At 46.5% G+C, this 13681-nt stretch carries 14 protein-coding genes; 9 read left to right on the top strand and 5 right to left on the bottom strand.

The window, feature by feature from the left end; translation table 11 throughout:
• Positions 1–214: 214 nt before the first annotated feature.
• The 7 genes from narL (at position 215) to NJR55_RS01030 (ending at position 7671) form a co-directional block, all read left to right on the top strand.
• Complete coding sequence (gene narL / locus NJR55_RS01000) at positions 215–874, top strand: two-component system response regulator NarL (RefSeq protein ID WP_253617044.1); 660 nt, start codon at positions 215–217, stop codon at positions 872–874.
• Positions 875–1011: 137 nt separating this feature from the next.
• Positions 1012–2310 carry a prephenate-dependent tRNA uridine(34) hydroxylase TrhP gene (gene trhP / locus NJR55_RS01005; protein WP_253617046.1) on the top strand — a complete coding sequence of 433 codons (1299 nt, stop codon included), beginning with the start codon at positions 1012–1014 and terminating at the stop codon, positions 2308–2310.
• The gene (locus NJR55_RS01010; RefSeq protein WP_011233443.1) at positions 2307–2504 is read left to right on the top strand and encodes a YfhL family 4Fe-4S dicluster ferredoxin; all 198 of its coding nucleotides are present in this window, start codon (positions 2307–2309) and stop codon (positions 2502–2504) included. Before trhP ends, NJR55_RS01010 begins: the two co-directional genes overlap by 4 nt.
• A 118-nt stretch (positions 2505–2622) precedes the next feature.
• Entirely contained in the window at positions 2623–3279 is a 657-nt protein-coding gene (locus tag NJR55_RS01015; protein ID WP_253617048.1) for a helix-turn-helix domain-containing protein, read from the top strand.
• 20 nt (positions 3280–3299) lie between these two features.
• On the top strand, positions 3300–4472 hold the full coding sequence (locus NJR55_RS01020) for an acyl-CoA dehydrogenase (protein WP_253617050.1): 1173 nt from the start codon (positions 3300–3302) through the stop codon (positions 4470–4472).
• A 14-nt stretch (positions 4473–4486) separates the two neighbouring features.
• A complete protein-coding gene (locus NJR55_RS01025; RefSeq protein WP_253617052.1) occupies positions 4487–6673 on the top strand; it encodes a thiamine pyrophosphate-dependent enzyme in 2187 nt (728 codons plus the stop codon).
• Positions 6670–7671: a malonyl CoA-ACP transacylase gene (locus NJR55_RS01030; RefSeq protein ID WP_253617053.1), complete on the top strand. Its 1002-nt coding sequence runs from the start codon at positions 6670–6672 to the stop codon at positions 7669–7671. Before NJR55_RS01025 ends, NJR55_RS01030 begins: the two co-directional genes overlap by 4 nt.
• Positions 7672–7676: 5 nt before the next feature.
• Here the strand turns inward: NJR55_RS01030 and NJR55_RS01035 are convergent, their stop codons facing one another.
• Both NJR55_RS01035 and deoD read right to left on the bottom strand, forming a co-directional pair.
• The gene (locus NJR55_RS01035; protein WP_253617055.1) at positions 7677–10112 is read right to left on the bottom strand and encodes a bacteriohemerythrin; all 2436 of its coding nucleotides are present in this window, start codon (positions 10110–10112) and stop codon (positions 7677–7679) included.
• A 117-nt stretch (positions 10113–10229) separates the two neighbouring features.
• On the bottom strand, positions 10230–10940 hold the full coding sequence (gene deoD / locus NJR55_RS01040; RefSeq protein WP_253617056.1) for a purine-nucleoside phosphorylase: 711 nt from the start codon (positions 10938–10940) through the stop codon (positions 10230–10232).
• A 151-nt stretch (positions 10941–11091) separates the two neighbouring features.
• Between deoD and NJR55_RS01045 the strand changes: the two genes are divergently transcribed.
• Together NJR55_RS01045 and NJR55_RS01050 are read left to right on the top strand one after the other, a co-directional pair.
• Positions 11092–11277, top strand: a complete 186-nt coding sequence (locus NJR55_RS01045) for a hypothetical protein (protein WP_253617058.1) — start codon at positions 11092–11094, stop codon at positions 11275–11277.
• A 156-nt stretch (positions 11278–11433) separates the two neighbouring features.
• Positions 11434–11703, top strand: a complete 270-nt coding sequence (locus tag NJR55_RS01050; protein ID WP_253617060.1) for a hypothetical protein — start codon at positions 11434–11436, stop codon at positions 11701–11703.
• A 144-nt stretch (positions 11704–11847) separates the two neighbouring features.
• Here NJR55_RS01050 and NJR55_RS01055 read toward each other — a convergent pair whose 3' ends face one another.
• The 3 genes from NJR55_RS01055 to NJR55_RS01065 form a co-directional block, all read right to left on the bottom strand.
• The gene (locus tag NJR55_RS01055; protein WP_253617062.1) at positions 11848–12075 is read right to left on the bottom strand and encodes a hypothetical protein; all 228 of its coding nucleotides are present in this window, start codon (positions 12073–12075) and stop codon (positions 11848–11850) included.
• 98 nt (positions 12076–12173) lie between these two features.
• The gene (locus NJR55_RS01060; protein WP_253617063.1) at positions 12174–12536 is read right to left on the bottom strand and encodes a hypothetical protein; all 363 of its coding nucleotides are present in this window, start codon (positions 12534–12536) and stop codon (positions 12174–12176) included.
• Positions 12537–12963: 427 nt separating this feature from the next.
• Positions 12964–13611 carry an RHS repeat-associated core domain-containing protein gene (locus tag NJR55_RS01065; RefSeq protein ID WP_253617065.1) on the bottom strand — a complete coding sequence of 216 codons (648 nt, stop codon included), beginning with the start codon at positions 13609–13611 and terminating at the stop codon, positions 12964–12966.
• Between the last annotated feature and the right edge of the window lie 70 nt (positions 13612–13681).

The following is a 13681-nucleotide window of genomic DNA, read 5'->3' on the forward strand; positions in this document are numbered from 1 at the left end:
CAATTCGTTGTCATATTCACAGAGTAAGGACTGTGCAACTATGAGGGTTTGGATACAACTCACATCAAGAGTTAGTTTTGGGTTTATTATTGGGTAAACAGTTACCTCTTTCGGGGTAGAATTTTATTCAGAAGTGTAAGTAATGCTTGTCTCCGGTGAATTTGTGCGCAAGCTATGTCAAACTAACCAGGTTAAATTTATAAGGGAGAACACTATGACAACCGAAGCGGCCAGCATTATGCTAGTGGATGATCATCCGCTACTGCGCAAAGGATTAAAGCAGTTAATTGCGATGGAAGATGACATGACCGTTGTCGCAGAGGCCAGTAATGGCCCGGACGCCTTGCTGTTAGCAGCAGAGCATGACCCTGACTTAATCGTTCTGGATTTGAACATGCAGGGTATGGATGGCATAGAAACTCTGAAAAAACTCCGCGACTCAGGAGTCACCTCGCGGATTATCATGTTAACAGTGAGTGATGCTGATGATGACGTGGTTGCGGCAATTACCAATGGTGCAGACGGTTACCTGCTAAAAGACATGGAACCAGAACTGCTGCTGGAACAGATCCACCGCGCCGTTACCGGCAAAATGGTTTTAAGCGAAGCCATTACCGAAATACTGGCGACCGCACTGCGCCAACCAACGCAGTCAACCACTTCGCAATTGAGTAACTTAACCAATCGCGAGCACGAAATTTTAAGCTTAATTGCCAAAGGCATGAGTAATAAAGTCATTGCCCGCGAACTGGATATTTCAGATGGCACGGTGAAAGTGCACGTAAAACACTTACTGAAAAAACTGGGGCTACGCTCCCGGGTTGAGGCCGCCGTATGGATGGTCAACCTACAGGGTAATAAAGCGCCTCAATAAGGACTGACAATAATCGCCCGTAATCGCGAGGGTAATCTGCCAACACCTACCCTCGCTACCTCTCCTTGATTTGCGTCAACCTGCCAATTCCCTGATTCTGCTATTCTTCACCGTTAATTTGGTTATACAGGTGTTTTATGTCAGCCGCAGATTTCCGTCCAGAGTTACTTTGTCCTGCCGGTAGCCCCGAAGCTATGCGTATGGCTTTTGCTTACGGTGCAGATGCCGTTTATGCTGGCGAACCTCGCTATAGTCTTCGGGTACGCAATAACAGCTTTACCCTGGAAAACTTGGGCGAATGCATTAACGAAGCTCATCAGCAGGGAAAGCGTTTTTATGTTGTAGTCAATATTGCGCCGCACAACGCCAAGCTGGCCCGTTTTGTTGAACACATTTGCACCATTGTCGAGATGAAGCCCGATGCCTTAATTGTGTCTGACCCCGGCGTGGTTATGTTGCTGCAACAGTACTTTCCCGAACAACCTCTGCACTTATCGGTACAGGCCAACACGGTCAACTGGGCTGCACTTCAATTCTGGCAACAACAAGGTATTGAACGGGTAATTCTGTCTCGCGAGCTGGGCCTCAAAGAAATTGCTGAGATGCGCAAGCAAGTGCCTGACATGGAAGTTGAAGTATTCGTACACGGCGCGCTGTGCATGGCCTATTCCGGACGCTGCCTGCTGTCTGGCTATATGAACAAGCGCGACCCCAATCAGGGCGCCTGCACCAATGCCTGTCGCTGGGGGTATGAGGTGCACGAAGCAAAGGAAAACGCTGTGGGTCAATATGAACCGGTACTTCTCGGCGACCCGAAGCGTCCGCAGGACTTAATGTTGCTGGATGAGGACATACACGGCTCCTACATCATGAACTCGAAGGATTTACGCGCGGTTGAATATGTAAAGGACTTAGTTGAGATGGGTGTTCATTCCTTAAAAATTGAAGGTCGCACTAAGTCAGACTATTACATTGCCAGAACAGCTCAGGTTTATCGGCGCGCAATTGACGACGCCGTGGCCGGTAAACCTTTTAATAGCGAACTGCTTAGCGAACTGGAAGGTATGGCAAACCGTGGGTTTACCGCAGGTTTCTTACAACGCCATACACCACAAGACTTGCAGAATTATGAACGCTCGCACAGTGAAGGCGAGCATATTCTGGTCGGGCAACTGGCAGCAGCAACCGCCGACAACAGCTTGTATGAGGTTGAGGTGAAAAATGGCTTTTCTATTGGTGATGAACTGCTGCTGATGACACCCAAAGGCAACTATCCGTTTCAATTGGCACGTATGGAATCTCTTAAAGACGAGGCCGTGATCCGCGCGCCCGGTTCCGGTTATCAAGTGAAACTTCAGACACCGGTTAGCATAGAAAAAAACGATATTCCCTTTTGTTTTCTGATTAAAGAAGCAACCGTGAGGAAAGTAGCATGATTGTCATTAACGATGGCTGTATTAACTGCGATGTTTGCGAACCCGAATGCCCAACCGAAGCTATTTCAATGGGCGACAGCATTTACGAGATAAATCAGGATAAGTGCGTAGAGTGTGAAGGTTATTACGATACACCGAACTGCTACGCGGTATGTCCGGTAGAGGCTGTCGATATTCTACAAGATAAGGGGTAACTCTCATCTCTCTTTAGAGGTAGATAAATTTGCTGGAGGGTTTTGTATAGTGAACCAGATCAATAATTCAGCAGATGAGATGACTATGCGTACCCCAATTCAATGTAGCCAATGCAGCATGCAATCAATTTGCGTACCCGCCGGTTTAGTGCCAACCGATGTCGAAATTCTGGATAAATGTAGCCGCGAACCGCATCTTTTTAACAAGCGTAATATTGTCTTTAGTGAAGGACAAAAACTCAATTCAGTTTTCGCAATAAAAAGCGGCTCGGTGAAATGCTACACCATTGACAGCAATGGTAAACAGCAAATTACCAGCTTCCATATGGTTGGCGACATTGTCGGCCTTGAGAGCTTGGCCAGCGGTTCAGCAGCCACATATTGCGAGACCATGGAAACCTCTATGCTGTGCGAACTAAAACTGAGCAAACTTTTTGCACAGGAGCTTCCTAAGGTTGAGAGTAACCTTCTTCAGCTTATGAGCCGCCGTTTAGCAAATTGCAGCAAACATTACTTAAACATTGTGAATACCAGTGCGGAACAGAAAGTTGTGGCCTTTTTACTTTCAATAAGCACGCACATGCATCAACATGGATTGTCCCGTAGTGAGTACCGACTGCCAATGACGCGCACGGATATTGCCAATTATCTGGGCCTGGCCGTTGAAACTGTCAGCCGTATTTTCACCGCACTGAAAGAGCAGCAGCTGATTAACACCGAGCAGTCCATTCTCACTATTAATGATTTTACGGCTCTGGAAAGCCGAGTCGCTTAGTACTTTTTTCAGGAGGTTACATGTCATCCGCTGGTTTTAATTGGTCCGATCCGCTCAACTGGCAAAATGCTTTGTCAGATGAAGAAAAAATGATTCAGGAAAGTGCCCATCAGTACGCACAAGAAAAGCTCATGCCGCGCGTGCTGGAGGCCAACCGCAACGAAAACTTTGATCGCCAAATTATGAACGAGCTGGGTGAGATGGGGCTACTAGGCGCTACATTACCGGAAGAATACGGCGGTAGCGGTGTTAACCACGTAAGCTATGGCCTTATTGCACGCGAAATTGAGCGTGTCGACAGCGGTTACCGAAGTGCCATGAGCGTGCAATCATCTTTAGTAATGCACCCGATTTATACCTTTGGTACTGAAGCCCAGCGTAAAAAATACTTACCGAAGTTAGCCAGCGGCGAATGGGTTGGGTGTTTTGGTCTGACTGAACCCGATTCCGGCTCCGATCCGGCCAGCATGCGTACCACAGCTAAACGCACTGACAACGGTTACGTGTTGTCCGGCTCTAAAATGTGGATCACAAACTCTCCGATTGCCGACATTTTTGTCGTTTGGGCCAAACTCGACGGCGAAATTCGCGGTTTTGTGCTGGAAAAAGGCATGAAAGGCCTGAGCGCGCCCAAAATTGACGGTAAATTCTCGCTACGCGCCTCTATTACCGGCGAAATTGTGATGGATGGCGTTGAAGTGTCCGAAGACCACATTTTCCCGGAAGTTAAAGGTTTAAAAGGCCCATTTAGTTGTTTGAATAAAGCACGCTACGGCATTGCCTGGGGCTCGCTCGGCGCGGCTGAATTCTGTTGGCACGCAGCACGACAGTATACGCTGGACCGCAGCCAGTTTGGTCGCCCGTTGGCGGCAAATCAGCTGATACAGAAAAAGCTGGCCGACATGCAGACCGAAATCAGCCTGGGCTTATTAGGCTGCCTGCAAGCCGGGCGTGAGCTCGATAACGGCACACTGAATCCAACCGCTATTTCACTCATTAAGCGTAACAGCTGTGGTAAAGCACTGGATATTGCCCGCCAGGCGCGGGACATGCACGGCGGTAACGGTATTGCCGATGAATATCATGTTATTCGCCACGTTATGAACCTGGAAGCGGTGAATACCTACGAGGGTACACACGATATTCACGCGTTAATTTTAGGTCGTTCACAGACCGACATTCCTGCGTTTTAGTAGCGAGGCTTACCATGCGTTGCGATATTGAGGGCTGGCAACAGGACTTTATTGAGCGACTGGCGCAGGCAGACTTACCTGCGCCTCAATCGCAGTACACCAGCTTAAGTGATGCTGACTTATTTGCTCTGTTTCACAGTCAGGTTCTGAGCCGTTTCATTGATATCGAGTCGCGTCGCCTGCAGCGTCAGGGCAAGAGTTTCTATACCATTGGTAGCGCTGGACACGAAGGCAACGCCGCAGTTGCAGCAGCCTTACGGGTAACCGACCCGGCTTTTCTGCATTATCGCAGCGGCGCTTTTTTCTTACAGCGCGCCAAGCAGCTTGAGGGTTCGCACTCGGTATATGACTTAATGTTGTCGTTTTGTGCCTCCAGCGAAGACCCAATATCGGGGGGCCGTCACAAAGTGTTGGGCAGCCTCGCACTCAATATACCGCCGCAAACCTCGACCATTGCTTCGCACTTACCCAAAGCCATGGGTACAGCCTACGCCATTGGACTCAGTAAGCGACTGAAGTACGAAGGCCAGTGGCCGGACGATGCCATTGTGCTGTGTAACTTCGGCGATGCCTCAGCAAACCATTCCACGGCTGTAGGGGCACTTAACGCTACCGGCTGGAGTGCTTATCAGGGCATGCCGATGCCCATTCTCTATGTGTGTGAAGACAACGGTATTGGTATTTCTACCTCAACGCCCCGAGGATGGACTGCCCAGCAGCTTAAAAACTACCCGGCAATACGTTATTACTATGCAGACGGCGCTAATGTCAGTGAGACCTACGCCGTAGCAAGCCAGGCTGCCGAGTATATAAGGCGCACGCGGAAACCCGCTATTTTGCATTTAAAGACTCAGCGCTTCTTTGGTCATGCTGGTGCCGATGCAGAAGTTGCCTATCGCAGCAATGAATCGATAGAACAAAGTTTTGAAACCGACGTGCTTTTACAAAGTGCAGCGCAAGTCATTGAGCGGGGCTCTTGCACCGGTATTCAACTCTCAGAGAAAGCACAATGCTGGTTACAGCGCATTCAGCGGGTGGGAGCTGAAGCTTCTGCGCGGCCCAGGCTTGAGTGCGCAGAGTCGGTCATGGCTTCTATTGTGCCAAAAACACTGGCCGACGATACTCAGCCACTAACCAGCACTCAGCAACAGGCGGTATTTGCGTTTGATAAGCGCAACTTTAAAAAGCCACAGCCGTTAGGCAAAATGATCAACTGGGCGCTGCATGAAATATTGGCGCGTTACCAGAACACCGTTGTTTTTGGAGAAGATGTTGGCAAAAAAGGTGGGGTGTACCACGTAACCCACCACCTTTTTGATCATTTTGGCGCCAACCGTGTCGTAAATACCCTGTTGGATGAGCAAAGTATTCTTGGCTTAGCCATGGGCATGGCGCAACAAGGCTTTCTTCCCATACCAGAAATACAGTTCCTGGCTTACGTGCATAATGCCGAAGACCAGATTCGGGGCGAAGCGGCAACCCTGCCCTTTTTCTCTAATGGCCAATACCACAACGGTATGGTTATTCGTATTGCAGGCCTCGCTTACCAGAAAGGCTTTGGCGGCCATTTTCATAATGACAATTCCTTCGCCGTATTTCGTGATATTCCGGGCGTTATTGTGATGTGCCCGTCGAATGGGCACGACGCTGTATTAATGATGAGACAAGCGGTACAGCTTGCCCACTGCCAGAAACGCTTAGTTATTTTTCTGGAGCCTATTGCCCTTTATATGACCCGCGATTTGATGGAAGAAGGCGATCAAGGCTGGCTGCATGAATTTCCTTCAGCTACCGCGCCGCTACCTGCTCTCGGCGAACCCTCCAGTTATGGTGAAGGCAATGAGCTGGTTATCATCACCTATGGCAACGGTTACTACTTAAGTCGGCAGGCGTGTAGCGAGCTCAAGCTTGAACGGCGCATCCGCATTCTCGATTTACGCTACTTAGTCCCTCTGGATATTGAAAAGATTTTAGCCGCCGTTGGATCTGCTAACCACATTCTGATTGTGGATGAATGCCGTAACCGAGGCTCGTTAAGTGAGGAGCTGGTGACCGCTCTCTACGAACACCGCCGTGACTGGCAGTGTGTTGACCGTATTACCGCGAAAGACAGTTTTATTCCTCTGGGCTCTGCCGCTTATAAAGTTCTGCCTGGAAAAGAAGACATTATCCACTATTTACAGGAGCATTTAGGCCAATGAAACAAACTGCCGTTATCGTCTGCCCCGGTCGTGGTGGTTACAACAAACCAGAATTAGGCTCTATTACTGAACGCCATTTGCCAGAGCAAAGCGAGCTCATCAATCAATTAGATAAAACCCGCGAAAACGAAGGTTTCATCAGCGTTTCGGAACTCGACCAGAAAAGTAAGTTCGATCACCGTTTGCATTTAAAGCCGGAGAACTCTGCAGCCTTAATTTTCGCGGCCGGTTACGCCGACTTTAAAGCCGTTGACCCGGAGCAGTATGACATAGTGGCAGTGACCGGAAATTCTATGGGCTGGTATACTGCCCTCGCCTGTGCCGGTGTATGGAAGCCCGAGCAAGCAATGTCTATTGTCACCGATATGGCGAAGCGAACTGCCACGGCCGAAGGTGCACAACTTATTTACCCAGTTATGAACGAGCAATGGCAACCGGATAAAGCTCGTGAGCAGGCTGTTAGCCAGTTACTGGTTCAATACGCCGGTGAACTATTTTTGTCCATACGTTACGGCGGGTACGTTCTGCTGGCAGGAACTCAGAGTGCTGTTACCGCTGCCAGTAAAGTCCTGGAGCCGGTTGATAATCGCTTTCCTATGATTTTACCCGGCCATGCGGCATTTCATTCGCCATTAATGAAAGAGGCGTCTGATCAAGCTCTCGCTGTGTGGGACAGCAGCCATTTCAAACAACCCGAACTGCCACTCATAGACGGCCGTGGTGTTATTTGGGAGCCGCCCGGCTGCCATTTAGACGCTTTGCAACGTTACACCTTTGGGCATCAGGTAACCGAATATTACGACTACACTAAAGCCATTACCGTTGCCTTAAGGGAGTTTGCGCCGGATAAGCTATTGTTGCTGGGGCCGGGAAACAGCCTGGGGGGCGCCACCGGACAAAGCCTGGTGGCAACTAACTGGCGAAACCTTTCCAGTAAAGATGGCTTTACCCAACGGCAGGAAAGCGAAGAAGCCCCGGTTATTAGCCTGGGGCTGTAAATGGACTAGTGAATACCTTTGCTGTTCAGGTGTCCTTTGTACGCCATATCGCTCTTCATAATGTGATTCATTAGCCAGGCTTTAACAAAGTCCAGTAACTCATCAATCACATCTTCATGGTCATCAACCCGGTGCTTAAAGCGCATGACATCCTGCACTAAGTCGCGATGCTTAAGCTTGTGGTTTTCTAAGTCCGGATAGCCATTACGCTCCATTAACAATTCTTCGTAGTTAAAGTGCGTTGCCGTGTAGTTAATTAACGAGTCCACCAGGCGTTGCAGCGCATGCTGATCACCATCACGCAGCTTCAGTCGGTACAGCTCATTGGCAATGTAAATTAAGCGCTGGTGTTGACGGTTAATTTCTTCAATGCCGACATCCAGTTTCGGCGACCATTCAATGAGTACGTCCTGCTCTGAAAGACGCCGCTCTATAACGTCTTTTTCAATGTAATAGCGGTCACCCAGAGACTTAATCTCGCCGCCTAAAGTCGTTAGCTGGGCAGAGCTTTCTAAGGCTTCTTGCGAGCGTTCATCAACAATTCGTGCACTTTCAGAAAGTGAATTAATGTTTTCCTGAATATTTATGGTTACAGCAGACTGTTCTTCCGTTGCGGAGGCTATCTGAATATTTAAATCGTTAATGACACCAACATTTTCGACAATGTCGGATAATGAACTTGCAGCCCGGTTCGCTTGCTCGACATTTTCGCCCGCCAGGGTTTTATTGCGCTCCATGGTTTGCACTGCATTGTTCGTGTTGGTCTCCAGCCGACCGATGACACCTTGTATTTCGCCAGTGGAAGCCTGTACTCGCTGTGCTAATTGTCTGACTTCGTCAGCAACAACTGCAAAGCCCCGACCCGACTCACCGGCTCTGGCGGCTTCAATAGCAGCATTCAGCGCCAGCAAATTGGTCTGATCGGCAATGTCATTAATGGTCAATAATATTTTCGAGATAGACTGACTATCTTCAGATAAAGTTTTTATAACACGCTGAGATTCCGACACTTCTTGCTCGAGTCTCTGGATGGCAGTCACCATGGTATGAACAACCTGCTGCCCATTTTTGGCAGATATCAGGGTATTATCAGCTTCTGTTGCGGCCTTCTGAGTTGATTCTGACACTTCACTAATCGCTGACGTCATTTGCTCGACTGCCGCAGCCGCGCTTTGCATTTGCGAAGCCTGAGCTCTTGCCCGCTCGGCCAGCTCTTTAATTGCCTGATAATTCCCGTTACCCAGCCTGTCCATACCGTCGCTCGACTTACGTATAGCATCCACTGAGTAACTGGTCTCGATAGCGACCGAGTTCAGATAATGAGTTATTCTCGACAGCTCATCATGACCCTCTGTCGAACTCAAACTATTTAGGTCGCCATTTGCCAACTGTTTAGCCATTTTGATATTGGCAGATACAGCCCTGTAAATTCCCAAATATAAGCTGGTAAATAACAACAACTGCAATAACAACACACCGACAATCAAAGCCGCGTTGGTCCAAATCACCGTATCTAATTTTGTCAGGCGCTGTTCAAGTCTTGAGTGATAAGCCGGAATAACGCTGTCGTAAAAGGCAAATAACGCCCCTGTCGCGGCAGTTCCCTCACGAAAGAAATCACTGGCCGACATATTTCGTTCCATTAGCTTGTTCGAAGCGGTTTCGCTAAATAATCTTAACTGCTGTTCGGCTGCCTTAGCCTGCATTAACAAGCCCTGGTCGTTAACTTCTTCGGATAAACTCGCGACAACGTCCACAAAATCGGAAACCTGATTTTCCAGCACGTAGCTTAAAATGGTGACATCCTGTTGTAATTCGGGGCTTTCCTTTCCGCTTAACCACTGAGCTCCCAACCCCCTCAAGCGACCTCCCTGCTCAACTAACTGCGGCAGTTCCTCAACGGAAAGACGCGCTAAAAACAGGCTTGGTAAATCATTTTCCAGCAGTTGTTGGGAATTTTTGCCAAGCAGCTTCAACGCATTTTGAACCTTTTCCAAAAGCTCAGTGTGCTGATGAAATGTGTCCGTTGAACCGCTTAAGCTCTGCCAGTTACGGCGCAGCTCCAGCAATAATGACTCGGGCAGCAAATAACTTTCGCCTAGTTTACTTTGAAGATCATCCAGAGCACTAAAATGGCGGTTAATGGCTTGCACTGAACGGTTTATTTCACTGGAAAACTCACGTTTTTGAGCCTCGCTCCCGGTCATCCCCCGGTGCATAGCGATATGCTCTAAAAGCCCTCTTAATTCAGGCCAGTATTGAGCGGCTTCATGCTTTTGTTCAACCTGATGGCTTTTTTCCAGTGAGTCATTAACCATCAACGAACTCAGTACAATAACCGGAATAAAGAGTAAAAAACCAATTAAGCTAAACTTTCGTCTAAAACTCAGTAAATTAAATAACTTCTGGACAGGGCGAGTTAACCAATCGAGCCACTTCATAACCACTCCACTACAGGCAAAATCTACAACCACTAAAGGTCTGTTCTGCTATTCATCGGCATTAGTTGCACATAATACAGGGTTGTTGGTGGCCAAGTGGCTTTTGCTTGATCGTGATCAATAAACTAGTAAACTTTCTAATGTCATCTCGGTCATTTCGTTAAAAGCGGTCTGTCTTTCATTAGCCGACAATCCATTGCCCGTTCTTATTTCATCAGAAACCGTCATAACGGCTAAAGCCTGTTTCTTATGAATAGCCGCTACCGCATAAAGAGCAGCTGCTTCCATATCTAACGCCAGAACATTCATTGCCTCGAGCCGAGACTCCAGTTTTTTGTCTGGATGGTAGAAACTGTCAGTAGAAAATACATTGCCAACGGCTACACGCTGGTTCTTCTTCTGACAATAACCAACGAACTCACTTAACAGTTTGTAATCTGCAATTGCTGCAAAGTCATAACCGCCAAACAACTTTTGGTTCATTGACGAGTCAGTACAGGCTCCCTGAGCAACGACCAGATCACGCAAATTAAGGTTTGCTGATACGGCACCGCAACTGCCTACCCGCACTAAGCGCTCAACACCGAAATGCTGAAACAACTCTTGTGCGTAGAGTGCACAAGACGGCATCCCCATACCTGAACCCATCACCGACACGGGCGTACCGCGAAATTGCCCGGTAAATGCCAGCATATTTCGGGTATCGCTTATGAGTTCAGCACTGTCCAGGTGTGTTTCAGCAATATGTTTTGCCCTTAAAGGGTCGCCAGGAAACAAGCAAAGCTCGGCAAAATCACCGGCCTTAGCCGAAATATGAGGAGTGGTCATAGGATTCGCCTTGTTATTTTTTCATCAAGATAGATGACAACTCAGAAATAATCGACTATATTTCGTTTTATTCTAAATTAGATTATTATGAACAATCATGATCAATATCATTATGAAATTGGCGACAGGGTACCGCAGAAGCGTCTTCTGGATGTTGACGCTGATCACTATTGCTGTTGCTGCCTTCATCCCCTCTATTACCATTGATACCGATCCGGAGAACATGCTGCCGGACGATAACCCGCAGCGTGTTTTCCACAATGAGGTCAAAGAAACTTTTGCTATGTGGAAATTACCATCCAAATGGCACACCTCGAACCCTGAAATGGCACAGTAAAGGATTTTAAGGTGGAACACGAAAACCGTGAACGTGGAACAAGCACCCTCTGACAGAAAAAGCGATCTTCAGACCCGGTTATTGTCTATAATCTCTAAACAGCAATAGCAACCAGAGCCGGTGTTTATGCCTTACTGCCAAACTAACTTTCGAACTGTGCCGCTAGAGCGAGTTGAAGAGGTACTGTCTTCATTGACCAAAGAGAGCTTTGTTGGAGGACAATTCGCTTATCAGCTAGACGACGGCTCTTACTCCATTGATGCCGGGGAAAACGATATTCGGGCTATCTATGATGAAGAGAATGCAGCCATAAAATTCTTTTGTCGCTACCAACGGGATATGAACTTTTACGATAAGAAACTGATGGCTTTTGCCACCAAGCATGGTATTGACACGAAACCTTGCACCGTCTCATCTGAATATTGAACAGCTACGACTTGTCTTGATGTGGCCAAAAAAACAAAGCCCCGCGAAGATGGGGTCTTGGATTAAAATCAAAGCAATGTAGTGGCAAATAAAATGACTATGAATAAAGTCGAACTTTATTATCCCCCCATTACCGAATCACGTTTATCCGTGACTCTTTCTATAATCAAAAATTCCAGAGACAGCTAAAAATAAAGTATATACCCCTCCTAAAAAACCAAGTGTAAGGGTAGACCAATATAAAGGCTCATTTTCGAAGATTCTAATACCTCTGTAAGAAATATGGCCTGTATCCCAACTATGATAAGTAAGGGCTAAGAGTACAATGGCAACGATTAAATATAGCCAATTAAGTTTCTTAGATTTATTCAAGTCTATCTTCCTCTATTATTAATTTTACTGCATCTTCTGCCACACTAAATATTTTTTCTGCGCCTTTACTAAGTGCAGTCGCCGCTAAAATTTTTCCATTAAATAAATATTATATAGATACATACACATAGGCCAAAAAAGAATGAGAGGAACCTCACTTTATGATGCTTCCCTTCAGGATCATAACAAATCTTTCCGAGGTGATTATGCATATCTTTTTTCCAAATATAAGCGTATACCCAGTGTAATCCTATTAAATAAACTAGAGAACTAACCAGCCATTCGGACAGAGTATTTTTATTAGATAAATACCCACCGCACACAAAAAATGTAATGGCTAGGATAAAAAATGATAGTTTTATCCAAGTGCTTGAGCGAAGCATGACGTCAACTCTTATCCTTAACATAATCCACATAGCGGCAGTTGAATCAACAATTACTCCTGCCTGAGCCTTACTCATTTGCTTAGTTCCTTTAAATACAACTGTTGTTTGGTGCCACTATAATATGGTTAGCCTATTTCCTTGGAATGGAAATAGACTAGCTATATTTCCCTATTACAATAGGTATAATAAAAGATATAGTGAATAGAAATAATCCTGAGATCAAAAGAAACCTACAAATACCTGCATATTTATACAATTCCAAATCACTCGTTCTCTTATACTTGCCAAATATAATAAATTTCATAAATCTACTTGAACTAGAAATACTATTGTTTTTTACAAAGTTAATTTCCCCAAGACTTTTATAAAGTTCAGGGTGCCTCAAAGCTAGAATACTTGTAACTTTCTTGAACAAAATAAAATAAGCTATCGTAATAGGGATTAGCCCTAAAGAAACTACCACCCAGATTGATTTTATATTTTCTATTGTAAACATTACTTTTTACTCACTTTCAAAAACTCTCGTTTTGTCACCAGCAACTTTAGAGCTAACGCTCGCACCAGCAGCAATACCAGCGTGTACAGTTACTCCTATCGAAGGTGTCCATTGAATAGTAACACCTCCACCCAAACCAGCTCCGCCCATGACAGTAGTTGAACCTATAGGCCCAGAAGCGCTGGCATCTGGCTTAACAAGTACAAAATTTACTGTACCGCTAGCTCTAGTACCATAAGCTGTACCTGTTAAGGCTCCTGAAAGTTCAACACCTTCGCCATTAAATGTTCCTGAGTCTACGGTTACGCCTGCTTTTACACCTAAACCAACTCCCGCTGTTCCGTCTACTGAAACAGTCGTCCTACTCACTAGTTCTCGTCCCGTGGTTTCAATTCCATCGTTAACAGAATCGATGCCGTTATTAACAACTCGATTTCCTTCATCAACCCCATCCAGACCAAGCATATTTGCCACAACTTCACCCACGTCAGGTATCTCAATATCTACTTCTGGACTCATACCTGTAGGATCAGTAAATCGAAATGGATTGTTATTCGCATAAGCATACCGATTAAAGCTATGCACATCACGGAAACCAATTGGGTCGTTGCTGTAAAACCGCCCAATCACTGGATCGTAGTATCGTGCCTGCATATAAATTAGTACGATGTAGGAACCAGAATTTATATAGGACACCCCTCATAATCTGACCCGTCCTAAGGTA

The sequence above is a fragment of the Idiomarina rhizosphaerae genome, assembly GCF_024159085.1.
GTDB classification, from domain to species: domain Bacteria; phylum Pseudomonadota; class Gammaproteobacteria; order Enterobacterales; family Alteromonadaceae; genus Idiomarina; species Idiomarina rhizosphaerae.

Bases quoted from the DNA above. Each gene is read 5' to 3' on its own strand.
- trhP (WP_253617046.1), top strand. From the start codon at position 1,012: ATGTCAGCCGCAGATTTCCGTCCAGAGTTACTTTGTCCTGCCGGTAGC.
- NJR55_RS01015 (WP_253617048.1), top strand. From the start codon at position 2,623: ATGCAATCAATTTGCGTACCCGCCGGTTTAGTGCCAACCGATGTCGAA.
- NJR55_RS01020 (WP_253617050.1), top strand. From the start codon at position 3,300: ATGTCATCCGCTGGTTTTAATTGGTCCGATCCGCTCAACTGGCAAAAT.
- NJR55_RS01030 (WP_253617053.1), top strand. From the start codon at position 6,670: ATGAAACAAACTGCCGTTATCGTCTGCCCCGGTCGTGGTGGTTACAAC.
- NJR55_RS01035 (WP_253617055.1), bottom strand. From the start codon at position 10,112: ATGAAGTGGCTCGATTGGTTAACTCGCCCTGTCCAGAAGTTATTTAAT.
- NJR55_RS01025 (WP_253617052.1), top strand. From the start codon at position 4,487: ATGCGTTGCGATATTGAGGGCTGGCAACAGGACTTTATTGAGCGACTG.
- NJR55_RS01060 (WP_253617063.1), bottom strand. From the start codon at position 12,536: ATGAGTAAGGCTCAGGCAGGAGTAATTGTTGATTCAACTGCCGCTATG.
- NJR55_RS01045 (WP_253617058.1), top strand. From the start codon at position 11,092: ATGTTGACGCTGATCACTATTGCTGTTGCTGCCTTCATCCCCTCTATT.
- NJR55_RS01065 (WP_253617065.1), bottom strand. From the start codon at position 13,611: ATGCAGGCACGATACTACGATCCAGTGATTGGGCGGTTTTACAGCAAC.
- deoD (WP_253617056.1), bottom strand. From the start codon at position 10,940: ATGACCACTCCTCATATTTCGGCTAAGGCCGGTGATTTTGCCGAGCTT.
- narL (WP_253617044.1), top strand. From the start codon at position 215: ATGACAACCGAAGCGGCCAGCATTATGCTAGTGGATGATCATCCGCTA.
- NJR55_RS01010 (WP_011233443.1), top strand. From the start codon at position 2,307: ATGATTGTCATTAACGATGGCTGTATTAACTGCGATGTTTGCGAACCC.